The organism is Sphingomonas sp. FW306-1B-B10E (assembly GCF_058782005.1).
This window is the reverse complement of record NZ_JBYSXG010000062.1, coordinates 1-25,169: the sequence shown is the minus strand read 5'-3', so window position 1 is coordinate 25,169 and position 25,169 is coordinate 1. Positions and strand designations below refer to the sequence as shown.

Annotated in this window: 28 protein-coding genes and 1 tRNA gene; 16 read left to right on the top strand and 13 right to left on the bottom strand. The window is 68.5% G+C overall.

Going from position 1 to position 25,169, the window contains the following annotated elements; all coding sequences use genetic code 11:
• The 5 genes from AC3WJI_RS18760 to AC3WJI_RS18740 form a co-directional block, all read left to right on the top strand.
• A partial coding sequence (locus tag AC3WJI_RS18760) for a RibD family protein (protein WP_492758815.1) occupies positions 1 to 296 on the top strand: 296 nt, incomplete at its 5' end.
• The gene (locus AC3WJI_RS18755; protein ID WP_492758814.1) at positions 296 to 904 is read left to right on the top strand and encodes a riboflavin synthase; all 609 of its coding nucleotides are present in this window, start codon (positions 296 to 298) and stop codon (positions 902 to 904) included. The genes AC3WJI_RS18760 and AC3WJI_RS18755, both read left to right, overlap by 1 nt.
• The gene (ribB, locus tag AC3WJI_RS18750) at positions 891 to 2,027 is read left to right on the top strand and encodes a 3,4-dihydroxy-2-butanone-4-phosphate synthase (protein ID WP_492758813.1); all 1,137 of its coding nucleotides are present in this window, start codon (positions 891 to 893) and stop codon (positions 2,025 to 2,027) included. Before AC3WJI_RS18755 ends, ribB begins: the two co-directional genes overlap by 14 nt.
• Complete coding sequence (gene ribH / locus AC3WJI_RS18745) at positions 2,027 to 2,446, top strand: 6,7-dimethyl-8-ribityllumazine synthase (RefSeq protein ID WP_492758812.1); 420 nt, start codon at positions 2,027 to 2,029, stop codon at positions 2,444 to 2,446. Before ribB ends, ribH begins: the two co-directional genes overlap by 1 nt.
• A 135-nt stretch (positions 2,447 to 2,581) precedes the next feature.
• Positions 2,582 to 2,917: a hypothetical protein gene (locus AC3WJI_RS18740; protein ID WP_492758811.1), complete on the top strand. Its 336-nt coding sequence runs from the start codon at positions 2,582 to 2,584 to the stop codon at positions 2,915 to 2,917.
• Positions 2,918 to 2,954: 37 nt separating this feature from the next.
• Here the strand turns inward: AC3WJI_RS18740 and AC3WJI_RS18735 are convergent, their stop codons facing one another.
• A complete protein-coding gene (locus tag AC3WJI_RS18735) occupies positions 2,955 to 4,061 on the bottom strand; it encodes an alkene reductase (RefSeq protein WP_492758810.1) in 1,107 nt (368 codons plus the stop codon).
• 108 nt (positions 4,062 to 4,169) lie between these two features.
• On the opposite strand from AC3WJI_RS18735, the gene AC3WJI_RS18730 reads away from it, so the two are divergent.
• The 4 genes from AC3WJI_RS18730 to feoB are packed head-to-tail and all read left to right on the top strand — an operon-like array spanning position 4,170 to position 7,897.
• Positions 4,170 to 5,060: a DMT family transporter gene (locus tag AC3WJI_RS18730; RefSeq protein WP_492758809.1), complete on the top strand. Its 891-nt coding sequence runs from the start codon at positions 4,170 to 4,172 to the stop codon at positions 5,058 to 5,060.
• Complete coding sequence (locus AC3WJI_RS18725) at positions 5,060 to 5,716, top strand: COQ9 family protein (protein WP_492758808.1); 657 nt, start codon at positions 5,060 to 5,062, stop codon at positions 5,714 to 5,716. Before AC3WJI_RS18730 ends, AC3WJI_RS18725 begins: the two co-directional genes overlap by 1 nt.
• 58 nt (positions 5,717 to 5,774) lie before the next feature.
• Positions 5,775 to 6,050: a FeoA family protein gene (locus AC3WJI_RS18720; protein WP_492758807.1), complete on the top strand. Its 276-nt coding sequence runs from the start codon at positions 5,775 to 5,777 to the stop codon at positions 6,048 to 6,050.
• The gene (gene feoB, locus AC3WJI_RS18715) at positions 6,047 to 7,897 is read left to right on the top strand and encodes a ferrous iron transporter B (protein WP_492758806.1); all 1,851 of its coding nucleotides are present in this window, start codon (positions 6,047 to 6,049) and stop codon (positions 7,895 to 7,897) included. The genes AC3WJI_RS18720 and feoB overlap by 4 nt, the downstream gene beginning before the upstream one ends.
• Before the next feature lie 143 nt (positions 7,898 to 8,040).
• Here the strand turns inward: feoB and AC3WJI_RS18710 are convergent, their stop codons facing one another.
• The gene (locus AC3WJI_RS18710) at positions 8,041 to 8,223 is read right to left on the bottom strand and encodes a DUF4169 family protein (RefSeq protein ID WP_492758805.1); all 183 of its coding nucleotides are present in this window, start codon (positions 8,221 to 8,223) and stop codon (positions 8,041 to 8,043) included.
• 41 nt (positions 8,224 to 8,264) lie between these two features.
• Here AC3WJI_RS18710 and ssb point away from each other — a divergent pair, with 41 nt between their 5' ends.
• Entirely contained in the window at positions 8,265 to 8,807 is a 543-nt protein-coding gene (gene ssb, locus AC3WJI_RS18705; protein ID WP_492758804.1) for a single-stranded DNA-binding protein, read from the top strand.
• Positions 8,808 to 8,853: 46 nt separating this feature from the next.
• Positions 8,854 to 9,300 (top strand): hypothetical protein, encoded by a 447-nt coding sequence (locus AC3WJI_RS18700; RefSeq protein WP_492758803.1) that lies wholly within the window; start codon positions 8,854 to 8,856, stop codon positions 9,298 to 9,300.
• 187 nt (positions 9,301 to 9,487) lie between these two features.
• Here the strand turns inward: AC3WJI_RS18700 and AC3WJI_RS18695 are convergent, their stop codons facing one another.
• From AC3WJI_RS18695 to AC3WJI_RS18670, 6 genes are all read right to left on the bottom strand, one after another.
• Positions 9,488 to 10,348 carry a pirin family protein gene (locus tag AC3WJI_RS18695; protein ID WP_492758802.1) on the bottom strand — a complete coding sequence of 287 codons (861 nt, stop codon included), beginning with the start codon at positions 10,346 to 10,348 and terminating at the stop codon, positions 9,488 to 9,490.
• Positions 10,345 to 10,938 carry a methionine biosynthesis protein MetW gene (metW, locus tag AC3WJI_RS18690; RefSeq protein WP_492758801.1) on the bottom strand — a complete coding sequence of 198 codons (594 nt, stop codon included), beginning with the start codon at positions 10,936 to 10,938 and terminating at the stop codon, positions 10,345 to 10,347. Before metW ends, AC3WJI_RS18695 begins: the two co-directional genes overlap by 4 nt.
• Positions 10,935 to 11,354: a GNAT family N-acetyltransferase gene (locus AC3WJI_RS18685; RefSeq protein ID WP_492758800.1), complete on the bottom strand. Its 420-nt coding sequence runs from the start codon at positions 11,352 to 11,354 to the stop codon at positions 10,935 to 10,937. The genes metW and AC3WJI_RS18685 overlap by 4 nt, the downstream gene beginning before the upstream one ends.
• Positions 11,354 to 12,475, bottom strand: coding sequence for a homoserine O-acetyltransferase MetX (gene metX, locus AC3WJI_RS18680; protein WP_492758799.1), 1,122 nt, complete (start codon positions 12,473 to 12,475; stop codon positions 11,354 to 11,356). Before metX ends, AC3WJI_RS18685 begins: the two co-directional genes overlap by 1 nt.
• Before the next feature lie 70 nt (positions 12,476 to 12,545).
• Positions 12,546 to 13,427 carry an alpha/beta fold hydrolase gene (locus AC3WJI_RS18675; protein ID WP_492758798.1) on the bottom strand — a complete coding sequence of 294 codons (882 nt, stop codon included), beginning with the start codon at positions 13,425 to 13,427 and terminating at the stop codon, positions 12,546 to 12,548.
• Positions 13,428 to 13,602: 175 nt separating this feature from the next.
• Positions 13,603 to 15,165, bottom strand: coding sequence for a flavin monoamine oxidase family protein (locus AC3WJI_RS18670; RefSeq protein WP_492758797.1), 1,563 nt, complete (start codon positions 15,163 to 15,165; stop codon positions 13,603 to 13,605).
• Positions 15,166 to 15,229: 64 nt separating this feature from the next.
• On the opposite strand from AC3WJI_RS18670, the gene hisC reads away from it, so the two are divergent.
• Positions 15,230 to 16,324, top strand: a complete 1,095-nt coding sequence (gene hisC / locus AC3WJI_RS18665) for a histidinol-phosphate transaminase (RefSeq protein WP_492758796.1) — start codon at positions 15,230 to 15,232, stop codon at positions 16,322 to 16,324.
• Positions 16,324 to 17,232 (top strand): prephenate/arogenate dehydrogenase family protein, encoded by a 909-nt coding sequence (locus AC3WJI_RS18660; RefSeq protein ID WP_492758795.1) that lies wholly within the window; start codon positions 16,324 to 16,326, stop codon positions 17,230 to 17,232. The genes hisC and AC3WJI_RS18660 overlap by 1 nt, the downstream gene beginning before the upstream one ends.
• On the opposite strand, the gene AC3WJI_RS18655 is transcribed toward AC3WJI_RS18660, so the two are convergent.
• From AC3WJI_RS18655 to ftsE, 4 genes are read right to left on the bottom strand one after another with little or no spacing between them, the layout of a single operon-like run.
• Positions 17,229 to 17,900, bottom strand: a complete 672-nt coding sequence (locus AC3WJI_RS18655; RefSeq protein ID WP_492758794.1) for a lysophospholipid acyltransferase family protein — start codon at positions 17,898 to 17,900, stop codon at positions 17,229 to 17,231. The genes AC3WJI_RS18660 and AC3WJI_RS18655 overlap by 4 nt on opposite strands.
• On the bottom strand, positions 17,900 to 18,442 hold the full coding sequence (locus AC3WJI_RS18650) for a YdcF family protein (protein WP_492758793.1): 543 nt from the start codon (positions 18,440 to 18,442) through the stop codon (positions 17,900 to 17,902). The genes AC3WJI_RS18655 and AC3WJI_RS18650 overlap by 1 nt, the downstream gene beginning before the upstream one ends.
• The gene (locus AC3WJI_RS18645) at positions 18,439 to 19,323 is read right to left on the bottom strand and encodes a cell division protein FtsX (RefSeq protein WP_492758792.1); all 885 of its coding nucleotides are present in this window, start codon (positions 19,321 to 19,323) and stop codon (positions 18,439 to 18,441) included. Before AC3WJI_RS18645 ends, AC3WJI_RS18650 begins: the two co-directional genes overlap by 4 nt.
• Positions 19,320 to 20,021, bottom strand: coding sequence for a cell division ATP-binding protein FtsE (ftsE, locus tag AC3WJI_RS18640; RefSeq protein ID WP_492758791.1), 702 nt, complete (start codon positions 20,019 to 20,021; stop codon positions 19,320 to 19,322). Before ftsE ends, AC3WJI_RS18645 begins: the two co-directional genes overlap by 4 nt.
• Positions 20,022 to 20,182: 161 nt before the next feature.
• On the opposite strand from ftsE, the gene AC3WJI_RS18635 reads away from it, so the two are divergent.
• Positions 20,183 to 21,013: a DUF3426 domain-containing protein gene (locus AC3WJI_RS18635; protein ID WP_492758790.1), complete on the top strand. Its 831-nt coding sequence runs from the start codon at positions 20,183 to 20,185 to the stop codon at positions 21,011 to 21,013.
• On the opposite strand, the gene AC3WJI_RS18630 is transcribed toward AC3WJI_RS18635, so the two are convergent.
• Positions 20,985 to 22,343: an MATE family efflux transporter gene (locus AC3WJI_RS18630; protein WP_492758789.1), complete on the bottom strand. Its 1,359-nt coding sequence runs from the start codon at positions 22,341 to 22,343 to the stop codon at positions 20,985 to 20,987. The genes AC3WJI_RS18635 and AC3WJI_RS18630 overlap by 29 nt on opposite strands.
• A 128-nt stretch (positions 22,344 to 22,471) precedes the next feature.
• On the opposite strand from AC3WJI_RS18630, the gene AC3WJI_RS18625 reads away from it, so the two are divergent.
• Both AC3WJI_RS18625 and AC3WJI_RS18620 read left to right on the top strand, forming a co-directional pair.
• Positions 22,472 to 22,558, top strand: a tRNA-Leu gene (locus AC3WJI_RS18625).
• A 130-nt stretch (positions 22,559 to 22,688) separates the two neighbouring features.
• Positions 22,689 to 25,169 (top strand): TonB-dependent receptor (locus tag AC3WJI_RS18620; RefSeq protein ID WP_492758788.1); only part of this gene is annotated, 2,481 nt, incomplete at its 3' end.

Genomic DNA, 25,169 nt, shown 5'->3' with positions numbered 1-25,169 from the left:
ACCCCAACCCCTCCCCTGAAGGGGAGGGGCTAATTACACAGCCCTCCGACATCACCGGCCTCGAACACATCGACCACCTCCTCGTCGAAGGCGGCGCGGAGACCGCCGCGGCCTTTCTCCGCGAGGGCCTTGTCGACCGCCTGCTCCTGTATCGTGCGCCGATCCTGATCGGCAGCGGCAAGCCGGCACTCGGCGATATCGGGCTCGCCGATCTCGCCGCCGCGCATGGCCGCTGGCAGCTTACCGACACGCGCATGCTTGGCAGCGACCGGCTCGAAGTCTACGCGCACAGTTGATGTTCACGGGAATCGTCACCGATATCGGCACCATTGCCGCCGCCAGCCGCCAGGGCGACCTGCGCGTCGAGGTTTCCACCAGCTACGATGTCGACACGATCGATCTCGGCGCGTCGATCTCCTGCTCGGGCGTGTGTCTGACCGTGGTCGACAAGGCGCCCGGCCGCGTCGCCTTCGACGTGTCGGCCGAGACCGTCTCGCGCACCGCCGCCGCGATGTGGACCGAGGGCCGCCGGCTCAACCTCGAACGTGCGCTTCGGCTCGGCGACGAGCTCGGCGGGCACATCGTCACCGGCCATGTCGATGGCATCGGCACGGTCGCCGAATGGCGCGAGGAGGGCGGTTCGCACCGGCTGGTCATCGCCGCCGGCAGGGAACTCGCGCCGTACGTCGCCGCCAAGGGCTCGATCACCGTCGACGGCGTGTCGCTCACGGTCAATTCGGTCGAGGACACCGAAGAGGGCGTGAATTTGCACCTCAACATCATTCCCCACACCGCCGCCGTCACTACATTCGGGACATTGCAGCCCGGGCAGGCGGTCAACCTCGAGATCGACGTGCTCGCCCGTTATCTCCAGCGCATGGAATCGCTTCGTGGCAAAGCCTGAACTCGCCCGATTGAAGCACGGTTTCCTCTCGGCTCCCGAGGAGCTGATCGACGAGGCCCGCAACGGCCGCATGTTCATCCTCGTCGACGACGAGGATCGCGAGAATGAAGGTGACCTCGTCATCCCCGCCCAGATGGCGACGCCCGACGCGATCAACTTCATGGCGCGCTTCGGCCGTGGGCTGATCTGCCTCGCGCTCACCAAGGACCGTGTCGACCAGCTCGGGCTCGACCTGATGTCGCGCAACAACGGCACCCGGCACGAAACGGCGTTCACCGTCTCGATCGAGGCGCGCGAGGGCGTCACCACCGGTATCTCGGCGGCGGACCGCGCCCGCACCATCTCGGTCGCGATCGACGCGTCGAAGGGCAGGGACGAGATCGTCACGCCGGGCCACGTCTTCCCGCTGGTCGCGCGCGACGGCGGCGTGCTGGTCCGCACCGGCCATACCGAGGCGGCGGTCGACGTCGCGCGGCTCGCCGGGCTCAATCCTTCGGGCGTGATCTGCGAGATCATGAAGGACGACGGGACGATGGCGCGGATGGACGACCTCGTCTCGTTCGCGCAGTTCCACAATCTCAAGATCGGCACGATCCGCGACCTGATCGCCTATCGCCGCCGTCACGACCATCTCGTCGAGAAGCGCGCCGAGGCGCGGTTCACCAGCGAATGGGGCGGCGAATGGACCGCACTGACCTTCTGGAACAAGGCGACCGAGAGCGAGCAGGTCGCGTTGGTCAAGGGCAAGATCGATCCCTCCAAGCCGACCTTGGTCCGCATGCACGCGCTGTCGCCGTTCAGCGACATCTTCGGCGAGGGCGGCGGGCGCGGCGGACTGCTCCGGCGCTCGATGGAGATCATCGGCGAAGAGGGCGCCGGCGTCGTCGTCGTGATCAACAAGCCGCGCCCGGACCAGTTCAGCGTCGCGCTCCAGGCCAAGGCCGGGACGCTTGAGCCCAAGGACATGGACGAGCTGCGCGATTACGGCGTGGGCGCGACGATCCTCACCGAGCTCGGCGTGCAGGACATGATCCTGCTCACCAACACCCACCACACGCTCATCGGGCTCGACGGCTACGGCCTGTCGATCGTCGGCGAGCGCGCAATCTGTACGGAAAACTGATGGCCCGCCTTCTCATCGTCGAAGCCCGCTTCTACGCCCACCTCAACGACATGCTGCTCGACGGCGCACGCACCGCGCTGCAGGAGGCGGGGCACGATTACGAGATCGTCACCGTGCCCGGCGCGCTCGAGATTCCCGGTGCGATCGCGCTGGCCGACCAGACCGGCGAATATGACGGCTATGTCGCACTGGGCGTGGTGATCCGCGGCGAGACCTATCATTTCGAGATCGTCGCGGGCGAGAGCGCGCGCGGGCTGATGGCTCTCGCGCTCGACGGCGTACCGATCGGCAATGGCATCCTCACCGTCGAGAACGAGGCGCAGGCATTGGCGCGTGCCGATTCCGCGCAGAAGAACAAGGGCGGCGAGGCGGCGCAGGCGGCGCTGGCGATGCTCGCGCTCAAGAGCCGGTTCGGCTGAGCGATGCGCCCGCCGCCCTCCCGCTACAAGGTGGTGGAGCGCGGAAGGCGGCTGGAAGTGATCGACACGCGGACGGGGAAGCCGGCGTCGTCCAATTCTGTCCCCCTCCCGCTTGCGGGAGGGGATGACCGAAGGATGCGAGAGAGCGATCTCTCAGCCCCTCCCCCGACCCCTCCCGCAAGCGGAAGGGGAGCGACAAGGGATAGCGCCGGGCTGGATTCGGACACGTTCGCCACCCGGCGCTGGTTCGACGACAAGGCGCCGCGCACGATCCGGATGAACTTTGCCAATCGCCAGCGCCTGCTCAATTTGCGCTGGGGCGCGGCGATCGCGATCGCCTTGCTGGTGGTGCTGAGCTTCCTGTTCTGGCCGCTCGCGCTCATGCTCGTCCTCGCGCTGGCGTTCGGCCCGAAGCTGCGCGCGCAGCTCCGCGCCGCCAGCACCAGCTGGCTCGACGGGCTGGATCAATAACCGTCATCCCGGCTTTTGCCGGGATGACGGCAGAGTGCTACGCTGCCTGCGCATCCCAGCGCGGATAGTCCGTGTACCCCTCGGCGCCGCCGATATAGAACAGCTCCTCGCGCTGCGGGTTGAGCGGAAGCTTCTCCGCGAGCCGCACCGGCAAATCGGGATTGGCCAGGAACGTCCGGCCATAAGCGATCGCATCGGCCTCGCCCGAGTCGAGCACTGCCTGCGCATCCTCGGCATGATAGTCCGAATTGAGGATCAGCGGTCCCTTGAACACCTTGCGCATCACCGGATGCACCGGCGGCTGGTCGGGGACGCCGCGGGTGCCCGTCGGGCGCGGCTCGCGCATCTCGAGAAAGGCGATGCCGATCTCGTCCAGCCTTGCCGCCGCAGCCTCGAACAGCGGATGCGGATTGCTGTCATTGACGCCCTGCACCTCGCCGTTTGGCGAGAGCCGCACGCCGGTGCGGTCACCGCCGATCGTGTCGACCACGCGGCGCGTCACCTGGTCGAGCAGGCGGATGCGGTTCTCGATCGAGCCGCCATATTCGTCGTCGCGGAAGTTCGCATTGTCGCGCAGGAAGGCGTCGATCAGATAGCCGTTGGCGGCGTGGACCTGCACCCCGTCGAAGCCGGCGCGGATCGCGTTCTTCGCGGCATTCTCGTAATCGTCGAGGAGGCCCGGGATTTCGTCGGTGCGCAGCGGCCGCGCCTGTTCATACGGCTTCTTGGTCACGCCGCTATCCTCGCCCACATAGGTGCGGACGTGTCCCGGCGCCGTGTTCGCCGAGGCCGACACCGGAGTCTCGCCGCCGAGGAAATCGGGATGGACCAGCCGGCCCATATGCCAGAGCTGCGCGACGATCCGTCCGCCGGCTTCGTGCACCGCGGCGACCACCGGCTTCCACGCCTCGGTCTGCTCGTCGGTCCACAGCCCGGGCGCATAGGCCCAGCCGAGCCCCTGCCGGCTGATCCCCGTCGCCTCCGAGATGATCAGCCCGGCGCCGGCGCGCTGCGCATAATAGTCCGCCATGATCGGCGTCGGCACGTGCGCGCGGGTGGCACGGCCGCGGGTCAGCGGCGCCATCAGGATGCGGTTGGGAGCGGCGATCGCGCCCAGCTGGATCGGATCGAACAGACTCGGCATTTGGGAAGAAACCCTTTCTTGTGGTCGCAGCCAGATAGGGCGTTACAGGGCGTCATGCAGGACGCGACCGCCTCAAGGAAAACTTTTCGGCCCACAAGCCATGCCGGGATGGCACTGGTCGCGTTGGTGGTCGCCAATGTCGCGCTCGCCTCCGGCGCCTTGTTCGTGCGGCTCACCGATGTCGGACCGGTCGCGGCGGGATTCTGGCGGCTCGGCCTCGCGACTCCCTTGCTGTTCGCCGCCGCGGCGGCGATGGGCGACCGGCCGGTCCAGGCATCGCGCGGGCTGTGGGGCGTGCTGGCGATTGCCGGCGTGGCCTTCGCCGCCGACCTCGCCTGCTGGCATCTCGGCATCGTCCGCACCACCTTGGCCAATGCGACCTTGCTGGGCAATTCGGCCACCTTGCTGTTCCCGATCTACGGCTTCATCGCCGCGCGGATGTGGCCGTCGCGACTGCAGGCGCTGGCGCTGCTGCTCGCGACGATCGGCGGGGCATTGCTGCTCGGGCGCTCGGCGAGCGTCTCGTCGGAGCATCTCGCCGGCGACCTGTTCTGCCTGCTCGCCGGCTTGCTCTACGCGATCTATTTCGTGCTGATGGCGCGCGCCCGCGAGCGGCTCGCGCCGCTGCCCGCGCTGGCTTTGTCCTCCCTGGCGACCGTGCCGGTGCTGCTGGTCCTCGCGCTCGCGCTCGGCGAGCAGGTGATGCCGGGCAATTGGTGGCCGCTGATCGCGCTCGCATTGGTTAGCCAGCTGATCGGGCAGGGCTGCATGATCTACGCGCTCGGCCACCTCACCCCGCTGGTGATCGGCATCGCCTTGCTGATCCAGCCGGTGGTCGGCGCCGCGTTCGGCTGGGTGCTGTTCGACGAGCGCCTTGCCGCCGCGGACCTCTTCGGTGCGGTGCTGGTCGCGACGGCGTTGGTGCTGGTTCGGCAGAGCGGCAGCGGCGAACGTTCGCGCGCGCTTGCGCCGGGCGCGGAGGAGCCTAAATCCAGCTGATGGACTTTGCAGACGCAACGCTCGACGAATTGCGCGACGCGCTCGCGCCGGTGATCGCCGCCAATGCGGCGTTCGACGGGTGGAACCAGGCCGCGCTCGATGCCGCGGCCGGCACCCTCGGCGTCGATCGCGACGTCGCCCGGCTCGCTTTTTCCGCCGGCCCGGTGGCGATGATCGATGCCTGGTTCGCGCAGGTGGATCGGGAGATGGCGGCGCGCTTCACTCCCGAGGCGCTCGCCGCGATGAAGATCCGCGCGCGGATCACCGCATTGGTCGAGGCACGGCTCGCCATCGTCGACCCCAATCGCGAGGCGCTGCGCCGCGCCGCCGCGATCCTCGCCATGCCGCAGAATGTCGCGCGCGCGGCCAGGCTCGGCTGGCGCTCGGCCGATGTGATGTGGCGGCTCGCGGGCGACACCGCGACCGACTACAACCATTATACCAAGCGAACGCTGCTCGGCGGGATCTACGCCGCGACGATCGCGGTCTTCCTCCAGGACGACAGCGAAGGCCATGCGGACACCCGCGCCTTCCTCGCCCGGCGGATCGAGGACATCATGAAGTTCGAAAAGGCCAAGGCCGGCTTCCTCGCGCGCACCACGCACCGCCCCAGCCTGTCGCGCTTCATCGGGCGGCTGCGCTACCCGGTCGTCTGAGCCTTCCGGCACATCCCCTACTAGCGCTCGCCAGATGTAATTGATAATGACTCGCAGCATGAACATCGCCGCTGCGATTCCCCAGCCCGTCCGGCTGGCCCAACTGCCTCGCCTGAAGCCCGCAACGGTCTCGACGGTGGACTGGCATGCCCTGACCGAACCCGAGAGCCGGCGCCTGCGCGAGCTCGGGCTCGACGAAGGCGTCGAGGTCGAGATGCTCCATCGCTCGGCTTTCCTCGGCGGCGGTCCGATCGCCTGCCGGATCGGCCGGATGACGGTGGCGCTGCGCCGCCACGTCGCCGCCGCGATCCACGTGTTGCCGACAGCATCATGAACCAGGCCCCGCTGGTTGCGCTGGTCGGCAATCCCAATGCCGGCAAGAGCGCGCTGTTCAATGCGCTCACCGGCGCGCGGCAGAAGGTCGGCAATTATCCCGGCGTCACCGTCGAGCGCCACGCCGGACGCATGGCGTTGCCCGACGGCCGACCGATCGAACTGCTCGATCTGCCCGGCGCCTACAGCCTCGATCCGTCCTCGCCCGACGAGCAGGTCACCCGCGACGTGCTGGTCGGTCGCCAGCAGGGCGAGCGCCTGCCCGACGCGATCATCACCGTGGTCGATGCGTCGAACCTCGACAATCACCTGCGCTTCACGCTCCAGCTGATCGCGCTCGGGCTGCCGATCGTCGTCGCGCTCAACATGGTCGATCTCGCCGAGCGCGACGGGCTGGTGCTCGACGCCGCGGCGCTCGAGCGTGAGCTCGGCGTGCCGGTGGTTTCCACCGTCGCCGTGCGCAAGCGCGGGCTCGATGCGCTCAAGGACCGGCTCGGCGAAGTCGTGCGGACGGTGCACGCGGTGCGCCCGGGCGCCGGCGTGCAGCACGACATCGTCGTCCTCCAGCGCCGCGCGCGTCAGATCGCCACCGCGGTCACTGTCTCGGAAACCGCCGCGCGCCGCTGGACCCACCGTTTCGACGCGGTTGCGTTGCACCCGGTCGCCGGTCCGATCCTGCTGCTCGCCTTGATGTTCGTGATGTTCCAGTCGGTGTTCGCCTGGGCCGAGGCGCCGATGGATGCGATCAAGGGCGGCATGGCCTGGCTGTCCGCTGGGGTGGCCGGTGCGCTGCCCGCGGGCTTCCTGCGCGATTTCCTCGTCCAGGGGCTGATCGCCGGCGTCGGCGCGGTGGTGGTGTTCCTGCCGCAGATCCTCATCCTGTTCGCCTTCATCCTCGTGCTCGAGGCGACCGGCTACATGGTCCGCGCCGCGATGCTCATGGACCGCGTGATGGCCAGCGTCGGCCTGTCGGGCCGCGCGTTCATCCCTTTGCTGTCCAGCTTCGCCTGCGCCGTCCCCGGCATCATGGCGACGCGCACGATCGCCGACGAGAAGGACCGGCTCACCACGATCCTCATCGCGCCGCTGATGACCTGTTCGGCGCGGCTGCCGGTCTACACGATCATCATCGGCGCGCTGATCCCCGAACGCGCGCTTTTGCCCGGCATCGGCCTGCAGGGCTTCGTGCTGTTCGCCTTGTATTTGCTCGGCATCATTGGCGCCTTCTGCGCGGCGCTGGTGCTCCGCCGCACCGTCACCAAGGGCGCGACCTCGGGCTTCATGATGGAGATGCCCAAATACCAGATGCCGCGGATCCGCGACGTCGCATTGGGGCTCTGGCAGCGCGCCGAGATATTCCTAAAGCGTGCGGGCACCACGATCGCGGCCACCGTCGCGATTCTCTGGCTGCTGGCGACCTTCCCCCAGGCGCCGCAGGGCGTGAAGCAGAGCGAATATTCGATCGCCGGGCGCATCGCGAGCGGGATCGAGGTCGTTGTGCGGCCGATCGGGTTCAACCACGATATCGCGCTCGCCTTGCTCCCGGCGATGGCGGCGCGCGAGGCGGCGGTGGCGGCGATCGGCACGGTCTATGCGGTCGACAATCCCGAGGACGCGCAGGGCGAAGCGACGATCACCGACAATCTGCGTGCCCGCTGGACGCTGCCGACCGCGCTCGCCTTCCTGATGTGGTTCGTCTTCGCGCCGCAGTGCATCTCGACGATCGCAGTGACGCGGCGCGAGACCAATGGCTGGAAATGGCCCGCCTTCATGATCGGCTATCTGTTTCTGCTGGCCTATGTCGCGGCGGGAATCACCTACTGGAGTGCGGTGGCGCTGGGGCTTTAGCCGCGCGCTTGCAATGTAGGATTTCGCCTGCTCGGCTGGAGCGATGCGGAACGCGCTATGCCTTGGCCTGTCGACTGGGAAACGCGCTCCCCCATACGCAATAAAGTTGCGAGATGAATCGCACTTCGGTCAATCTAGTCAATTTAGCGCGGTTGGTCGCGCTTCGACTCGTCGAGCAGCCGAGCCACTTTCGCCGTCTCGGCTGCGTCCGCCTGCTTCTCCGTCTTGGTCCGCCCGAAGCGCACGCGGTTCTCCTCCGCGCGGGCAGACTTATCCACGCGAGCTTTCGCCTTGCGCGCCTTGTTCAGGTTGATGATCTCGGCCATATTGTTCGGGATTTTCCTACAGAATTGAAAGCGGAGTTTCCATGGCCGGCAGCGTCAACAAGGTCATCCTGGTCGGCAATCTCGGCCGCGATCCCGAGTCGCGGTCGTTCCAGAACGGCGGCAAGGTCGTCGAGCTGCGCATCGCCACGTCCGAGAGCTGGAAGGACCGTAATTCGGGCGAGCGCAAGGAAAAGACCGAGTGGCACACCGTCAAGGTGTTCAACGAAGGTCTCGCCAACGTCGCCGAGCGCTATCTGCGCAAGGGCAGCAAGGTCTATATCGAAGGCGCGCTCACCACGCGCAAGTGGCAGGACCAGCAGGGTAACGATCGCTATTCGACCGAAGTGACGCTCCAGGGCTTCAATTCGGTGCTGACCATGCTCGATGGCGCGCCCGGCCAGGGCGGCGGCGCGGGTCGCAGCAGCGGCGGCGGCGACGATTGGGGCGCCGGCAGCGACGAATTCTCCGGCCAGTCGTCGAACCGCGGCGGCGGCGGCAATTTCAACGGCGGCGGCCAGAAGAGCGGCGGCGGCAATTTCGGCGGCGGCTTCCCCGACGATCTCGACGACGACGTGCCGTTCTGAGCAACTTGGGCGACGGCGCGTCGTTGAGCCTGGAAAGGGGATGAGGATGCGCCATCTTTTGCTGACTGCCGTGTTGCTCACCAGCGCCTGCGGGCACGGGGTCGACACCGAGACGACGAGCGATCCGACCGGGCAGAACGTCGCCGAGGCCGCGGCCAAGGGCACGCCGGCGGCGATCGCCGCGGCGGTCGATTGCTCGAACAAGCCCGATTTCGTGCCGGTCTATGACGGCGGGCAGATCACCACGTGCGTGTCGAGCCCCGACGGGACGCCGCGGCACGTCAGCGGGACGATCGTCTATTGGGTCAAGGAAGCGCCGGACAAGGTGCTCGGCTGGTCGCGCGAACAGGCCAACGCCTCCGGACTCGGCCAGCAGCTTTTGACGCCGACGCAATATTCGGCCGGCGAGGCGAACAAGCGCAGCGTCCAGATCCTGGTCGAGCCGATGAACGGGGGCACCCGCGCCACGGTCAACTGGGGCAGCGGCGTCTAGCCGCAGGTGCTCCTGCGAAAGCAGGAGCCCAGAGCCACGGGCGACGGGCTTGCAATGTAGGATTTCGCCTGCTTGGCATTACTAGCGGGTCACCACCCCGCCGCTCTTTGAAATAGGGACGCGACCGCTCGCAAAACCTGCGGATAGTGTGACCTTCCAGATCCAAGCCGGCATGGGTCGATGGGCGCTACCCCTCCACGATCTCCGCCACGCCGAACTTGCCGGCCTGATAATCGGCGAAGGCCTGGCGGATCTGCTCGACGCTGTTCATCACGAACGGGCCGTGCGCGACGATCGGCTCGGGGATCGGATCGGCATGGCCGAACAGGAACAATGCCGGTGCGTCGGCGGTGATCGTCACACTGTCGCCGGCGCCGAGCTGGGCGAGGTGGAATTGCGGCACTTGGCGCCCCGCGACCTGGATCGCGCCGCGCGCCGCATAGAGGAACACGTCGCGGCCGTTCGGCGCGTCGAGGGTCACGCTCGCTTCGGGCTGCATCTCCACCCAGCTGAGGAAGGCGCCCGTCAGCGATTCGATCGGCCCGCTGCTGTCCTGCCAGTCGCCCGCGATCAGGTGCACCGTCGCGCCTCCGGCCTGGATCGCCGAAATACCCTCGGCCTGCAGCCCGACATAGCGCGGCGCAGTCATCTTGAGCCGCGCGGGCAGGTTGAGCCAGAGCTGGAGAATTTCGAGTCGCCCGCCATCGCGCTTGAATCCGGCGGGCGAGACTTCGGCATGGACGATCCCGCGTCCCGCGGTCATCCACTGGACGCCGCCCGCCCGGATCACGCTCTCATGCCCTGCCGAATCGGTGTGCGCGAGCTCGCCTTCGAGGATGAAGGTCACCGTCTCGAAGCCGCGATGCGGATGCGGGCCGAAGGGCAGCCCGCGATTGTTCGGCGGATAGGTCTGCGGACCGTGGTGGTTGAGGAACAGGAACGCGCCGACATTGTCGACGCCCGGGCCGGGCAACGGCCGCCTTGTCACGAGGTCGCCGATATCGTCGCGATAGGCGGGGTGCACCGAGAGGATCGTGCGTTCGGTCATCGGTCCTTCCGCAGCAGGAACACCGCATGCTCGGCGAAGACGTTGGCGAAGGCCGAGCCGGTCCGCTGGTCGCCCGAAAGGAACCAGCTGTCCTCGAGAACGATCCCGCGCGCCTTCACCAAGGCGCGAAAATCGTCGACGGTGACATGATGGATGTTAGGCGTGGCGTACCAGGCGACCGGCAGCAGCCGCGTCACCGGCATCCGTCCGCCGAACAAGAGAGACGCGCGCACCCGCCAATGCGCGAAATTGGGGAAGGACACGAATGCCCGCCGTCCGATCCGCAGCAACTGGTCGAGCACCCAATCGGGGCGCCGCGTCGTCTGCAGCGTCTGGCTGAGAATGGCATAGTCGAAGCTGTTGTCGGGATAATCGGCGAGGTCGCTGTCGGCGTCGCCTTGGACCACCGACAGCCCGCGCGCCATTGCTGCCGAAACGTCGGTCGGATCGAGCTCGAGCCCGCGCGCGTCGCAGCCGCGCTGGTCGCGCAGCGCCGCCATCAGCGCGCCGTCGCCGCAGCCGACATCGAGCACGCGCGTCACCGGCTGGACGTTGGCGGCGATGATCGCGAGGTCGGGGCGCAGGCTCATCGCGTGTAGATGTCCGGAACGTCGCGCACCATCAACCGGTCGGGATGCGGATAGGCCTTCCAGCCGAGCCCGGCGTAGAGCGGCTGCATGTCGCGGGTGAACAAGGCCCAGCGGCGCAGCCCCTGCAGCTCGGGATGCGCATCGAGCGCCTCGAGCATCGCCCGGGCGATTCCCTGACCGCGATGGCTCTCGAGCACGAACACGTCGGCAAGATAGGCGAAGGTCGCGCGATCGGTGATCAGCCGCGCAAAGCCGATCTGGGCCTCGCCGTCGAACGCACCGACGCACAGGCTGTTGGCCAGCGACCTGGCGACGGTTTCGCGCGGGATGCCCGCCGCCCAATAGGACCGCGTGAGATAGCCGTGGATCACGTCGAGCTGCTGGTCCTCGGCGGCAAAGGACAGACGATAGTCCATCAGGCCTCCCCCGCGCTGAGAAATCCGGTGATCAGCCGGTCGAGCTCGGGGCTTTCGAGCAGGAAGGCATCGTGCCCGAACGGCGATTTCAGCTCGACGAAGCTCACCGGCGCGCCTGCGGCGTTGAGCGCATGGACGATTCCGCGCGATTCGCTGGTCGGGTAGAGCCAGTCGGTGTCGAAGCTGACCAGGCAGAAGCGCGTGTCGCCGCGCTTGAAGGCGTTGGCGAGCACGCCCTCATGCTCCTCGGCGAGGTCGAAATAATCGAGCGCGCGGGTGATGTAGAGGTACGAATTGGCGTCGAACCGGTCGACGAAGCTCAGCCCCTGGTGGCGCAGGTAGCTTTCGACCTGGAAATCGGCATCGAACCCGAAGGTCTTGGCGTCGCGCGACTGCAGCTTGCGTCCGAACTTGGCGGTGAGCCCGGCCTCGGAGAGATAGGTGATGTGCGCCGCCATCCGCGCCACTGCCAGCCCCGAGGAGGGGGGATCGTTGTCGGCATAATAGTCGCCGCCGCGCCAGCGATGATCGGCCATGATCGCCTGGCGGCCGACTTCGTGGAAGGCGATGTTCTGCGCCGAATGCCGCGCCGCGCTGGCGATCACCACCGCCGCGGCGACCCGCTCGGGAAAGGTCGCCGCCCAGCTCAGCGCCTGCATGCCGCCCATCGATCCGCCGACCACCGCGAACAACCGCTCGATCCCGAGATGGTCGAGCAGCATCGCCTGCGCACGGACCATGTCGCGGATCGTGATCACCGGGAAGGTCATCGCCCAGGGCTTGCCGGTGGCGGGATTGATGCTCGCCGGACCCGACGAGCCGAGGCAGGAGCCAAGGACATTGGCGCAGATCACGAAATAGCGGTCGGTGTCGATCGGCTTGCCCGGCCCGACCATCCGCGCCCACCAGCCCGGCTTCCCGGTCACCGGATGCTCGGAGGCGACATGATGGTCGCCGGTCAGCGCGTGGCAGACGAGGATCGCATTGCCGGCGTCGGGCGCGAGATTGCCATAGGTCTCATAAGCGATGTCCACCGGCGAAAGCAGACCGCCGCCGTCGAGCCGCAGCGGCCCGGGCAGCGTCGCCGTGCGGCTCAGGCCAAAGCGCGGATCGTCGGACATGGCGACCGGTTAGGGGGTGTCGGGCGGGGTGGCAACACGCTCCGCATCGCACCGTCCCTGCCGGGCCACATCAGGGGTGGCGGGATGACGCCCGCGCGAGCGCGACGGCCTGGAGGATATTGTCGACGACGAAGTCCGGCGCCTCGTGCGGGAGTCCGTGGCCGGCGGTAGCCGCGATATTCTGCTTGGCGTTCGATGACAGCGACAGGAACTGCTTCTGCATCCGTTGGGTCGCCGCCTCGAGCTTGATCGCCATCGGCTCCGAAAGGCCGGGCACCATGCGGAAGCGCGGGCTGTGGGTCGCGACGATCACCGGCTTCGCGCCGAGCGTAGTCAGTTGGTGCGCCTGCGCCGCACTTGCCGCGAAATCGAGCTTCTCTTCGTTCTTGGTCGGATCGGTGATCATCGCGGTCAGGAAGGCGCGCGCTTCGGTGATGGCCTTTTCCTCACCCGCGGCCGCGGGCGGCAGCAGCGAGAGCCAGGTCGCCATCTGGTTGGGATGCGTCGTCGAGATCAGCACCAGCCCGGCGGTGTCGCTCGGGTAGCGCGCAGCGAAGACCTGGGCGTGGAGCCCGCCGATCGAATGGGCGGCGAGCAGATAGGGTCCGGGCACGCCTGCCTTTTGCAAGGCCGTATGGAGATCGGCGGCGGCATCCGCGCTGGTCCGCGGAGCGGTGGGGGCGGGATCGCTGCCACCGAGCCCGGCGCGGTCGTAGAGACAGATTCGCGTTACCGGCGCGATCTTCGCGGCGATGCCCCGCCAGCCCGGATCTTCGACCGGCGCGGTCCCCATCCCGGCGTCGACCACGACCGTCGGAGCGCCGGTTCCGGTGCAGGCGAGGCGGATCGAACGGCCGCCGACGTCGAAACGGCCGTCTACCGGCGCGGTATCGCCGGCGGGGGCAGCCATAGCCATCAGGGTCGCGAAAGCAGGAACGAGCCAGTCGAGCATCAACACCTCCCGGACAACGCGACTGATCTACGCACCTTCTCGATGGCCCGACAAGCAGGTTGACCTCTTCTGCTCACCCCGGCGGAGGCCGGGGGCCAGTTGCAAGCGGGCGAAAAGGTGCCACTGCATCGAACCTGGGCCCCGGCCTTTGCCGGGGTGGTAGTGCGAGGACGCGCTATGCCGCCTTCGCCACCCGATTGCCCCCAATCGCTTGCGCTGCGACCCGGCCCGTCTGGGCACCGCCGTTCATGTAGCCCGGATATGCCTCGGAAAGATGCTCGCCGGCGAAGAAGATCCGCCCGGCCGAAGGCACGTGGCGCTCGGCCGCCACCTCCGATTCGACGCAGAGCAGCCGCGCGAAGCGGGTGATCTGGCCCGGGCGGTAATTGACATAGGCCCCGAGCGTCAGCGCCTGCGCATGCCAGTTGGTCCGCGCGAACGGGCCGGTGGCGGCGGCGTCGAGCCCTGGGATTGCGGGCGTGGCACTGCCGGCATAGCGGGCAAACAAGACCGAGGGCGCCTCGGCCTCGGCGCGCGTGACTTCGTCGCCGCCGAGGAACCAGGTCCATACCGGCGCGACGCCGGCGGCGCGGTGGACGCTGCCGTCCCAGCCGAGCGCCCAGCCGGCCTGTGCGCTGGTCTGCCACAGCTCGCCGCCGATCCCCATCGACGTGCGCCAGGGCGTGCTGCCGGTGGCGGCCTGGACCTTCTCGTTATGCCCCAGCGCCATCTCGGCGATGAAGGCGCGCCACACGGGCGGCAGCGGCACGCGCCAGTCGATCTGACGCAACAATGGCGCGGGGACCGCGACGATCACGGTCTCCGCCGTCGCGATCGCGCCGTCGAGAAAGGTCAGCCGCACCCCGGAACCGGCGGTTTCGATCCGCGTGAGCCGCTTCCCCGTGGTGATGCGATCGGCGTACCGCGCAGTCATCGCGTCGATCAGCGCGCTGCTGCCGCCCTGGATCACGTAGCGCTCGTCCGATTCGCCGAGCACTTCGATACGTTCGCCATTCACGGTCGGCAGGTTGAAGACGAGCTCGACTGCCGAGGCGTGCGCCGGCTCGACGCCATATTCGGTGCGGCTGGTCGCCTCGAGCAGTTCGCGGATCCAGGGCTTGCCGATCAGGGCGCGATGCTTGTCGAGATAATCCTGGATCGACATCCGGTCGATCTCCGCGGCTACCGGCACGAAGTGCTTTTCGAGCCGTGCCGAATCCCGGTCGATCTGCGCTGCGATCGGGCGCAGCGCTTCGGCGAGCTCGGCCTCGCCGAGCAGCCGGCCGTCGCCGAGGATCAGGGTGCGGTGCGGCTCGACCTTGCGGTCGATCAGCTTGATCCCGAATGCGTTGCACAGCGCCTGCATGTCGTCATGGTCGGTATTGACCAATTGGCCGCCGACCTCGAACCACGGCGCGTTCGCCGGCCGATGCGTGAACATCCGCCCGCCGGTGCGCGCGCGGCCCTCATAGGCATGCGCGTCGATTCCCGCCTCGCGCAGGTGGTGGAGCGCGCTCAGCCCGGCGATGCCGCCGCCGATGATCGCGACGCGGCCGCCGGCAAAGGCGTGGGCGGGGCGGGGCAAGGCCGAGGCGAGCCCCACCCCGGCGATGCCTTTGAGCAAGGCGCGGCGGGTGGCGCCAAGGGTGCCCGACACCGGCGGCGCCTCGCCCGCGTCCGCTAGGTTCGCCGCGCGCGCCGTCGATAGCGCCCGCCATACCATGCTGCTTCCCCGCATCGCCCCCTCCTGCTCGCCACGCCGAGCTTGCCATTGCGGGGGCATTCCGCCAAGCCGCGCGGCCATGGATGCACCCGTTCCCAATCGCTGGGTCATGGAGATCGCCCCCTATGTGCCGGGGCGCTCGACCACCGATTCCGGCTCGAAGGCCGTCAAGCTCTCCTCCAACGAGAACCCGTTCGGCACCCCCGAAGTGGCGCGCGCCGCCTTTGCCGCCGCCGCGTCGCAGCTCGAGCGCTATCCCGATGCCAGCGCCGCCGAATTGCGCGAGGCGATCGGCGCGCATTACGATCTCGATCCGGCGCGGATCATCTACGGCACCGGCTCGGACGAAGTGCTCCACCTCGCCGCCGGCGCTTATGCCGGGGTCGGAGACGAAGTCATTTATGTCCGCTACGGCTTCGCGGTGTACGACATCGCCGCGCGGCGCGTCGGCGCGACGCCAGTGATCGCGTCCGACAAGGACTATGCGACCGACGTCGATGCGATCCTGGCCTGCGTGACCGAGCGGACCAAGCTCGTCTTCGTCGCCAATCCGAATAATCCCACGGGCACCTACACATCGCGCGCCGAAATCGCCCGGCTGCACGCAGGCCTGCCGCCGCACGTGCTGCTGGTGCTCGACCAGGCCTATACCGAATATCTCGATCCCGAGGACGATGACGGCGGGCTCGATCTTGCCCGGACCACCGACAATGTCTTGGTCACGCGGACCTTCTCGAAAATCTTCGGGCTGGCGTCGGAGCGGGTCGGCTGGGGCTATGGCGCGCCGGCGATGATCGACGCGATGCACCGCATCCGCGCGCCGTTCAACTTCAGCACCGCGGCACAGAAGGCGGCGGTCGCTGCCTTGGGCGATCACGCGTTCGTCGAGCGGAGCTACACGCACAACCGCCACTGGCGCGGCTGGTTCGCCGGCCAGATCGAGGCGATGGGCAATAAGGGCCTGCGCGCGGTCCCGTCCAAGGCCAATTTCCAGCTCGTGCTGTTCGAAGGCGAGGTCACCGCTGAGGCGGCGTACAAGGCGCTGATGGAGCGCGGCTATATCGTCCGCTGGCTGCCCGGACAGGGGCTGCCGCACGGGCTGCGCATCACGATCGGCACCGAGGACGAGATCCAGGGCGTCGCCGCGGCGATCCGCGAGATCGTGGAGGGCTGATGCTGCCCTTCGCGCGCGTCACGATCCTCGGGCTCGGGCTGATCGGCTCGTCGATCGCGCGCGGGGTGCGCCAGCATATGCCGAGCGTCCGGATCACCGGCTATGACGCCGACCCGGCGGTGCGCGCAACCGCGACGCGGATCGACCTGTGCGACGACGTCGCCGACACCGCCGGCACTGCGGTGATCGATGCCGATCTCGTCATCCTCTGTGTGCCGGTCGGCGCGATGGGCACGGTCGCCGCCGAGATCGCCGGCGACCTCCCCGCCGACGCGATCCTCAGCGATGTCGGCTCGTGCAAGGAAAGCGTGATCGAGGCGGTGCGCGCGTCGCTCCCCATTGCGACCTTCGTTCCCGCGCACCCGGTCGCCGGCACCGAGAATAGCGGCCCCGAGGCGGGCTTCGCCTCGCTGTTCCACCATCGATGGTGCATCGTCACCCCGCCCGCGGGCACCGACGGCCTCGCGATCGAGCGCGTACTCGAATTCTGGCGGCGGCTCGGCGCCGAAGTTGAGACGATGGAGCCCGCGCATCACGATCGCGTGCTCGCGGTGACCAGCCATTTGCCGCATCTGATCGCCTATACGATCGTCGGCACCGCCTCGGACCTCGAGGAAGTCACCGCCTCCGAAGTGATCAAATATTCGGCGGGCGGCTTCCGCGACTTTACGCGTATCGCCGCGTCGGACCCGACGATGTGGCGCGACGTATTCCTCGCCAATCGCGAAGCCGTGCTCGACATGCTCCAGCGCTTCTCGGAGGACCTGACCGCGCTCCAGCGCGCGATCCGCTGGGGCAAGGGCGACGAATTGTTCGACCTGTTCAGCCGCACTCGCGCCGTCCGCCGTTCAATCATCGACCAGGGCCAGGACGATGCCCGCCCGGACTTTGGCCGCAGCCACGACTAGTTCAGCACATTGATCTCGCGGTGGACCCGCGCCTCGATGTCCTCGCGCTTCAATCCCGTCGGGATCGCCTCGCCGAAGCGCAGGGTCACCACCCCCGGCCGCATCGGCCCGTGCTTGGGCCAGACCCGCGCGCTGTCGAGCGCGACCGGCACCAGCGGCAGCCCGACCGCGCGGTAGAGCCCGGCCAGGCCGGCCTGCACCGGCGGCGATTCGCCGATCCCCGATCGCGTGCCCTCGGGGAAGAGCACCACCGAGCGGCCCTGCTCGCCGGCAGCCTTGGCCTCGCGCATCATCTGGCGCAACGCGGTTGCCGATCCGCTGCGGTCGATGATGATGATCCCGTAACGCCGCGCCGCCCAGCCCCAGATCGGGATGCGCGCGAATTCCTGGCGCATCACCACCGTCGGCGCGCCGAGCATGCGGACCAGTTCGAAGGTCTCGTAGAAGCTCTGGTGCTTCGATGCGTACAGCGCCGGCGTGGCGAGCGGCGCGCCTTCGACCCGCGTGCGGATCCCGGCAAAGGTCCGCGCGCACCAGGCGTGGTACCGCGTCCAGGCAACCACCCAGCCGCGGAAGACGCGCTGCCCGAACAGCGCCATCACCGGGGCGAGCAGGACGATCGGCACCGACAGCCCGTAAAAGGCGATCTTGAACGCGAGCGCGCGCATCAGCCGGCACCCACCCACAAGGCGATCCGGCGCACCAGATATTTGTGATATTCGCGGAACAGCACCCGCCAGCCCGGACTGTTGGGGCCGCTACGCACCCCGTCGCCAACGACGTCGGCGTCACCACCCAGCGCGCTCGCCAGCTCCATCCGGGCGCGCGGCATATGCCAATCGGTGGTCACCAGCCGCACCGACTTGAAGCCGTGCTGGCGCACCCATTTGGCGGTCTCGTCGGCGTTCGAGCGGGTGTCGACCGCCTGCCAGCCGAGGTCGATGCAGCATGCCATCCACTTGCGGTCGATCTTGAACTGCACCGCGAGCTCGACCGGGCGGACATCGGGATCGACGCCGCTGACCAGCATCCGCCGCGCGTCGCCGGCGCGCAGCACCGCGAGCCCGCGGTCGATCCGTCCCGGCCCGCCGGTCAGCACGACGATCGCATCGGTCTTGCGCGCGTCGAGCGGCTTGCCGAGCGACAGCAGGAACACCGCGAAGCCCAGCGCCCAGGCGAGCAGCAGCAACAGGCAGATGCGCCAGATCATAGCCGCTGGCCCAAGGTGCGCAGCACCGCGATGCGCGCCGCCAGCGTCGAGAGCAAGGCGAAGCCGATCGGCAGGAGCAATAGCAGGAACCAGTCGCGCTGCTGGAGCGTGACGCCGCCGAGCATCTCCGAGCCGACCGCGCTCAATCGCGCCTGGAGGAACCAGACGAGCGCCATCGCCGCCGCGGTGCCGCCGATCCCGCCGAGCAGCGTGTCGAAGGCGATCCGCCGCTGGAACAGGCGGGCGATCTGGATGTCGGTCGAGCCCAGCATGTGGAGCACATCGATCGTGTCGCGGTGCGTGTCCAGCCCCGCGCGCGCGGCGAGCAGCACCACCGCGGCGGTCGCCCCAGCGATCAGCAGCACCAGGCTCACCGCGAGCCAGCTCATCGAGGCGAGGAAGCTGCGCACCGGCGACAACCATTGCGCGTGCCGATCGACCCGCGCGCCCGGCGCGATCCGCCGCGCCGCTGCCTCGATCGCGGCGACGTCGGCACCGCCCGCCTCGACATCGATCATCGCCGGCATCGGCAGATCGGGATCGAGACCGGCGTCGCCAAGCCAGGGCTTGAGCAATTGCGCGAGATGCGCGCGATCGACTTCGCGGACGCGCGTCACGCCGGGGAGCCTGGCGAGCGCGGCGACCATCGCGGCGGCCTGGCCGTCGCGCACGCTCGCCACCGGCTCGACGATCTGCACGGTCAGCCGCCCCGCCAGTTCGCGGTCGAGCTGCGCGGTCGCGCCGAACATGCCGAGCCCGAGCGCCCCGGCGAGCACCGTCAGGAACAGCATGATCGCCATGATCCAGGTCATCGCGCGCGTCGGCTGGCCGTCGTCGAGCAGCCGGCGCTCGGAGGCATGCGGATGGAGCCCTGCGATCATGATTCGCCCGGCGGGTTGCGCAGCACCCCGGTGGGATCGCTGAGGCGGCCATGCTCGATCCGCATCATCTGCGCATTGGGAATGCGGTGGAGCAAGTGGAAGTCGTGGGTCGCCACCACGACGCTGGTGCCCAGCCGGTTCAGGGATTCGAACAGATAGAGCAGCCGCTCGGCCATTTCGGGATCGACGTTGCCGGTCGGCTCGTCGGCGACGAGCAATTCGGGGCGCGCGATGACGGCCCGAGCGATCGCGATGCGTTGCTGCTCGCCGCCCGACAGCGTCGGCGGCTTGGCGCGCCCGCGCTCGGTGAGCCCGACCCAGGCGAGCATCTCGCGCACCGGCGCCTCGATGTCGCTTTCCGACACGCCGGCGACGCGCAGCGGCAGCGCGATATTGTCATAGGCCGAGAGGTGGGGGACCAATCGGAAGTCCTGGAACACCACGCCGATGCGGCGGCGGAAACCCGGTAGGCGCTGGCGCGGCAGCGCGCCGGCATCCTCGCCGAACAGCCGGATCACGCCGCGCGACGGCCGCTGGGCGAGATAAAGCAACTTGAGCAACGAGGTCTTGCCCGCCCCGGACGGGCCGGTCAGGAAATAAAAGGATCCGCTCTTGAGCGTGAAGCTGACGTCCGAGAGCGTCTCGGAACCCGTGCCATAGCGCAAGCCGACATTTTCGAACTGGACGATATTGGCCATTCGCCGGCGCGGGCCGCTCCTTGCCTGTGGTCGCGCTCGGCATCGCACAGGCGGCTCCGCGGCTCAAGCGATGGCGATGCGGAGACTCTTGTAGGGCTGATTCGTTACAGCTAGAATCACCATACCTGGTCAGTGGGCAACCGGGCGGGTGAGACGCTTAGATGATCCTCGAATGCAGCCAGTGCCGGACGCGGTACCTCGTTCCCGACAGCGCGATCGGAACCGAGGGGCGCACCGTGCGGTGCGCCAGCTGCAAGCACAGCTGGTACCAGGCGCCTGCCGTCCTCGATCGCGCGACGCGCCCGGCGCTCGCCGAAAGCCGCCCCGCGTCGGCGCCAGCCGCACCGGCCGCATTGTCGTTTAAGAAGGCTGCGCCGCCCCCCGCACCGCGCGCCGAGACCGAAGCGGCGCCCGTCGTGGCGCGCCCGGCACCCGCCGCGCCGGCGCCCACGCCGCGCGTCGAAGCGCCTGCGCCGCGGACCTATGAGGATCCGCTCGCCGACGCACCGCCCGAATATGATCCCTTCGCGCCGCAGCCACGCCAGCGCGCGCGCCCGCGCCGCAATCCGGCCAAGCGCTGGACCGCTGCCGCGGTGATCGCGGGCGTGTCGATGCTGCTCGGTACCGGCGCGATCCTTTATTCGGGCGCGCCCGGCATCGCGGCTACCTTCGGGCTAGGCATCGGCGGCGAGGCCGATACCCCGCTGCGATTCACCGACAAGAATGTCGAGCTGCGCACGATGCCCAATGGCAGCGAGGCATTCGTGATCTCGGGCAAGGTGGTTAACCCGACCGGCGATCAGCAGCGCGTGCCCGACATCCGGGTCGAGCTTCGCGACGGTGGCGACCAGGTCGTCTATAGTTGGCGGATCACGCCGGAAAATCGTGCGCTGGGGGCCAAGGCGTCGCTCGACTTCACCGGCGCCAAGCTCGACGTTCCGCCCAACGCCAAGGTCGTCAAGCTCAGCTTCGCGAGCGAAATCGGCGGCTGACCCAGCCGAAGCGCAGGCCGTGCAGCGAAGCGGCCGCGACCATTCCCAGGCCTGAGGCGAAGACCAGCCCGTTGGGGCCTCGCCCGCCATGCACCAGCAGCACGCCGAGCCCGCCGGTGATCAGGAAGAAGGCGATGATGCCGTTGACCCCCGCGACGACCTGGTCGCCGAGCGAGCGCAGCGCGTAGAGAAACACCACCTGCACCCCGTCGAACAGGATGAACGGCGCCCATAGAACCAGCATCGTCGCGGCGAGGCGGTGCACGTCGCCGGTCGCGGGGAAGACCGCGACCGCCGGCAGTGCCAGTACGATCAGCAGCAGGGAGAGCGTCCCCGTCGCCAGTGCCGCCAGCATCGCCGCGATCAGGGTCCGCCGCGCCGCCAGCTCGGGGACGCCTTCGCCCACGGCATTGCCGACGCGCACGCCTGCCGCCGAGCCGAGCCCGAGCGCGACGGCGAAGGTGACGTTGTGGATCGAAAAGACGATCTGGAACGCGTGCGCGGTCGTCGTGCCAAGCCGCGTCGAAAGCGCGATCAGGATCGAAAAGCCGACGAGCTCGAGCCCGGAGGCAATTGCGGGCACCACGCCGAAGCGCGCGAGCCGCCCGGCCCCGGCCCAGGACTCGCGGCCGGCGAGGGCGCTCAGGTCGTGGACGCCGCGCTGCGCTGCGCGCGGGAGGGTCCAGGCCGCACCGACCATGCCGACCGCGCCGAGCGCCGATGCGATCGCCGTCGCCAGCGCCGCACCGGCGGCGCCCAGCGCGGGCACGCCGAACTGCCCGGTCGCGAATATCCAGGCGAGCAGCGCGTTGAGCGGCAGGATCGCCAGGTTGACCGCGGTGACGCGGCGCGGCCGGCTAACGCCCTCGAGGAAGAACGACACCGCGATCATGATCAGCTGAAACGGATAGGCCAGCGCCATCACCTGGACGACTTTCGCCGCGGCCGGCGCGGTGGCGGGCGCGACGCCGAGCCCGATCAGCATCGGCTCGGGCCACAGGAACAACGCGCCGCCGCTGATCAGCCCGAGCAACAGCGCGAGCAGCGCGCCGTGGTGCAGCGCGCGCCCCGTCTCGCGCAGCTCGCCGGCGCCATCGGCGCGCGAGGCGAAGACGAGGATTCCGGTCAGCCAGCCCAGCCCGACGACGATTCCGGGGAAGGTGAGCGACCGGCTCGCTCCGAGCGCCGCGGCCTCGCCAGTGCTCACCAGCCCGACCACTGCCACGTCGGTGACGTGGAGGATCGTCCAATTGAGGCTGGTCAGCACCACCGGCCATGCGAGCGCGAGGATACGGCGCATCTCGGCGGACAAAGCGGGGGAGAGCAACATGCGGGCCGCTGCCTGTAGAGGCATCCGTGATTTTACGAAAGCGTGCGGCGACGGCTTGCATGCCCCGAAACGCTTTGCTAGGGGCCGCGCCTTACCAGACGCCGGGAGCCTCCCGGCGAGTTTCACGTGCGGTCGTGGCGGAACTGGTAGACGCGCAACGTTGAGGTCGTTGTGGCCGAAAGGCCGTGGAAGTTCGAGTCTTCTCGACCGCACCAGAAACCCCGGGCGCCGCAGCGCGGCCCCGATTTTTCTCCAGCCCTGGCACAATTTTGCGACAAGTCGCTTGTAGCGGATCGTGCGACGCGCGCCGGTATTTGCGCGCGCGCCGGTCGAGGGAGTTTCGGTATGGTGAAATGGGGTTGCGCGATCGGCGCGCTGATGGTCGGCGCGCTGCCAATGACGGCTTGGGCGCAGGACCAGGCTCCCAGTGCCCCGGCTCCCGCGCCCGCCACGGGCCAGGCAGCACCGGCGGGCGCCCAGCAGTCTCCGCCGCCCGAAGAGCCCGAGGAGGCTGCCGGCGAAGAAGTCGTGGTGACCGGCACCGTGCGCGGCGCCGTGCCCGGCGACGTCAAGCCTGAGGTTCAGCTCGGGCCGGCGGAAATTCGCGCGTACGGCGCGTCCAACGTCACCGAATTGATGAACGCATTGTCGGCGCAACTCGGCAGCGGCTCGGGCCGCGGCGACGAGCAGCCGGTGATCCTGCTCAGCGGGCGGCGCTCGAGCCTCGCCGAGATCCGCAACCTGCCCACCGAGGCGATCGAGCGGATGGACATCCTGCCCGAAGAAGCAGCGCTTCAGTTCGGCTATGGCGCCAACCAGAAGGTGGTCAATTTCGTCCTGCGCCGTCGCTTCCAGGCGCTGACCACGGTGTTCGAAGGCGCAATGCCGACAGCCGGCGGCAATTCGGGCGAGGGGTTCAACGCCAATCTCCAAAGCATCCGGCGGAGCCAGCGCGTCGAACTCGACGTTAAATACGGCCAGAATTCTGGCCTGCTGGAAAGCGAGCGCGGCGTCACGCGTGCGGCTTCGACGCTGTTCGATACGCTCGGCAACGTCACCGGTATCAACGGCGGCGAAATTGATCCGGCGTTGAGCGCGCTGGCAGGGGGGCCGGTCACGCTGGCGGGGGTCCCCGCAGGCGCGGCGGGCACCGCGCCGACACTCGCCGGATTTGCGGCCAATGCTGGCACCCGCAACGTCTCCGATCTATCGCCCTATCGCACGCTCTCGGGCGGCGGCCGCACGCGCCAGTTTGGCGACAATGTCGCGCCGCTCAACGGCACGCCGCAGAAGAACCTCGCGATCACCGGCACCTATACGCCGGCGATTTCGGACAAGGTCGCCGTCGTCGCGACCGTCGGTTTCACCGACAATCATAGCGATTCGCTGGTCGGGCTGCCCAGTGCGAGCTTGAAGCTGCCCGCGGGCAACCCCTTCTCGCCCTTCGCCAACAATGTGCAGCTCTACCGCTATTACGACAATCTCGGCCCGCTCGCCCGCTCGAGCGACCGCCGGGCGATTAACGCCAATCTGAGCGTCAACGGGACGACCTCGCCCTGGCTGGCGAGCTGGAACTGGTCGCTTCAGGCCGAATATCAGTATAGCGAGAGCAAGTCGGTCACTCAGACCGGGATCGACGCGGCGGCGGCGCAGTCGCGGCTCGATGCCGGCGATCCGATGTTCAATCCGTTCGGTCCGATCGCGTCCTCGCTGGCGGTGCTCAGCCCCGACCAGATCTCCAAGTCGAATTCGAACCGGGCGAATGTCGATTTCGCCACTTATGGCGCGCTGTTCAAGGTCCCGGCGGGCGACGTGCGCGCCAGCATCCGCGTCGCCGGGCGCACCGAGGACCAGCACAGCCTCTCGCTGACCGGCAACCGCTACCAGCCCGGAGACGTCGCGCGAGATACCGGCAGCATCCGCGGCAACGTCACCCTGCCGATCGCCAGCCGGCGCTACGGCGTGCTCGACGCGATCGGCGACCTGTCGGTCACCGGCAATCTCGAAGTCGAGCAGCTCTCCGACTTCGGCCGGCTCACCAGCAGCACCTATGGGCTGAACTGGTCGCCGATCACCCAGGTCCGTGCGAACGTCAGCATGACCAATGACAGCAACGCGCCGAGCGCGAGCCAGCTCGCCGATCCGCTGCTGATCACGCCCAATCGGCGCGTGTTCGATTTCGTCCGCAACGAGAGCGTCGACATCACTGCGATCACCGGCGGCAACCGCGCGCTGGAGGCGGACAGCCGCCGCGTGTTCAATGCGCGCGTCAACATCCGCCCGCTGTCCGACACCAATCTCAACATCAACGCCAGCTACAGCAATTCGCGCATTCGGAACGCGACGTTGAGCTTCCCCGGCGCCAGCGCGGAGATCGAGGCGGCCTTTCCAAACCGCTTCGTCCGCGAAGACGGGCGGCTGATCAGCGTCGACTATCGCCCGATCAATGTTGATCAGCAGGACAATGTCCAGCTGCGCTGGGGAATCGACCTATCTATCCCGATCTCCTCACCCCAGGCCAAGCGGCTACGCGAGCGCCGCACTGCGTTTCAGGCGGCGATGGCCGAATCGCGCCGCACCGGCCAGCCGCTGCCGCCCGAATTCACCGCCCAGCGGGAGCAGTTCCAGCGTCTCGGCCAGCAGCAGAGCCTGTTCGGCGGCAACCAGCGCGGGCAGGGACCGGGGCAACGCCAGGGCCAGGGCCAGGGCCAAGGACAGGGTCCGGAGCAGCGCCCGGCGGGCGGCGAGCAAGGACCGCCTCGTGAAGGGCAGGGCGGCGGCTTCCGCGGCGGTCCGGGCGGCGGCGGTGGGCGCGGCTTCGGTGGG

Excerpts from the sequence above, each read along its gene's own strand:
- AC3WJI_RS18755 (WP_492758814.1), top strand. The coding sequence starts at position 296 with ATGTTCACGGGAATCGTCACCGATATCGGCACCATTGCCGCCGCCAGC.
- ribH (WP_492758812.1), top strand. The coding sequence starts at position 2,027 with ATGGCCCGCCTTCTCATCGTCGAAGCCCGCTTCTACGCCCACCTCAAC.
- AC3WJI_RS18740 (WP_492758811.1), top strand. The coding sequence starts at position 2,582 with ATGCGAGAGAGCGATCTCTCAGCCCCTCCCCCGACCCCTCCCGCAAGC.
- AC3WJI_RS18735 (WP_492758810.1), bottom strand. The coding sequence starts at position 4,061 with ATGCCGAGTCTGTTCGATCCGATCCAGCTGGGCGCGATCGCCGCTCCC.
- AC3WJI_RS18730 (WP_492758809.1), top strand. The coding sequence starts at position 4,170 with ATGGCACTGGTCGCGTTGGTGGTCGCCAATGTCGCGCTCGCCTCCGGC.
- AC3WJI_RS18725 (WP_492758808.1), top strand. The coding sequence starts at position 5,060 with ATGGACTTTGCAGACGCAACGCTCGACGAATTGCGCGACGCGCTCGCG.
- AC3WJI_RS18720 (WP_492758807.1), top strand. The coding sequence starts at position 5,775 with ATGAACATCGCCGCTGCGATTCCCCAGCCCGTCCGGCTGGCCCAACTG.
- feoB (WP_492758806.1), top strand. The coding sequence starts at position 6,047 with ATGAACCAGGCCCCGCTGGTTGCGCTGGTCGGCAATCCCAATGCCGGC.
- AC3WJI_RS18710 (WP_492758805.1), bottom strand. The coding sequence starts at position 8,223 with ATGGCCGAGATCATCAACCTGAACAAGGCGCGCAAGGCGAAAGCTCGC.
- ssb (WP_492758804.1), top strand. The coding sequence starts at position 8,265 with ATGGCCGGCAGCGTCAACAAGGTCATCCTGGTCGGCAATCTCGGCCGC.
- AC3WJI_RS18700 (WP_492758803.1), top strand. The coding sequence starts at position 8,854 with ATGCGCCATCTTTTGCTGACTGCCGTGTTGCTCACCAGCGCCTGCGGG.
- AC3WJI_RS18695 (WP_492758802.1), bottom strand. The coding sequence starts at position 10,348 with ATGACCGAACGCACGATCCTCTCGGTGCACCCCGCCTATCGCGACGAT.
- metW (WP_492758801.1), bottom strand. The coding sequence starts at position 10,938 with ATGAGCCTGCGCCCCGACCTCGCGATCATCGCCGCCAACGTCCAGCCG.
- AC3WJI_RS18685 (WP_492758800.1), bottom strand. The coding sequence starts at position 11,354 with ATGGACTATCGTCTGTCCTTTGCCGCCGAGGACCAGCAGCTCGACGTG.
- metX (WP_492758799.1), bottom strand. The coding sequence starts at position 12,475 with ATGTCCGACGATCCGCGCTTTGGCCTGAGCCGCACGGCGACGCTGCCC.
- AC3WJI_RS18675 (WP_492758798.1), bottom strand. The coding sequence starts at position 13,427 with ATGCTCGACTGGCTCGTTCCTGCTTTCGCGACCCTGATGGCTATGGCT.
- AC3WJI_RS18670 (WP_492758797.1), bottom strand. The coding sequence starts at position 15,165 with ATGCGGGGAAGCAGCATGGTATGGCGGGCGCTATCGACGGCGCGCGCG.
- hisC (WP_492758796.1), top strand. The coding sequence starts at position 15,230 with ATGGATGCACCCGTTCCCAATCGCTGGGTCATGGAGATCGCCCCCTAT.
- AC3WJI_RS18660 (WP_492758795.1), top strand. The coding sequence starts at position 16,324 with ATGCTGCCCTTCGCGCGCGTCACGATCCTCGGGCTCGGGCTGATCGGC.
- AC3WJI_RS18655 (WP_492758794.1), bottom strand. The coding sequence starts at position 17,900 with ATGCGCGCGCTCGCGTTCAAGATCGCCTTTTACGGGCTGTCGGTGCCG.
- AC3WJI_RS18650 (WP_492758793.1), bottom strand. The coding sequence starts at position 18,442 with ATGATCTGGCGCATCTGCCTGTTGCTGCTGCTCGCCTGGGCGCTGGGC.
- AC3WJI_RS18645 (WP_492758792.1), bottom strand. The coding sequence starts at position 19,323 with ATGATCGCAGGGCTCCATCCGCATGCCTCCGAGCGCCGGCTGCTCGAC.
- ftsE (WP_492758791.1), bottom strand. The coding sequence starts at position 20,021 with ATGGCCAATATCGTCCAGTTCGAAAATGTCGGCTTGCGCTATGGCACG.
- AC3WJI_RS18635 (WP_492758790.1), top strand. The coding sequence starts at position 20,183 with ATGATCCTCGAATGCAGCCAGTGCCGGACGCGGTACCTCGTTCCCGAC.
- AC3WJI_RS18630 (WP_492758789.1), bottom strand. The coding sequence starts at position 22,343 with ATGTTGCTCTCCCCCGCTTTGTCCGCCGAGATGCGCCGTATCCTCGCG.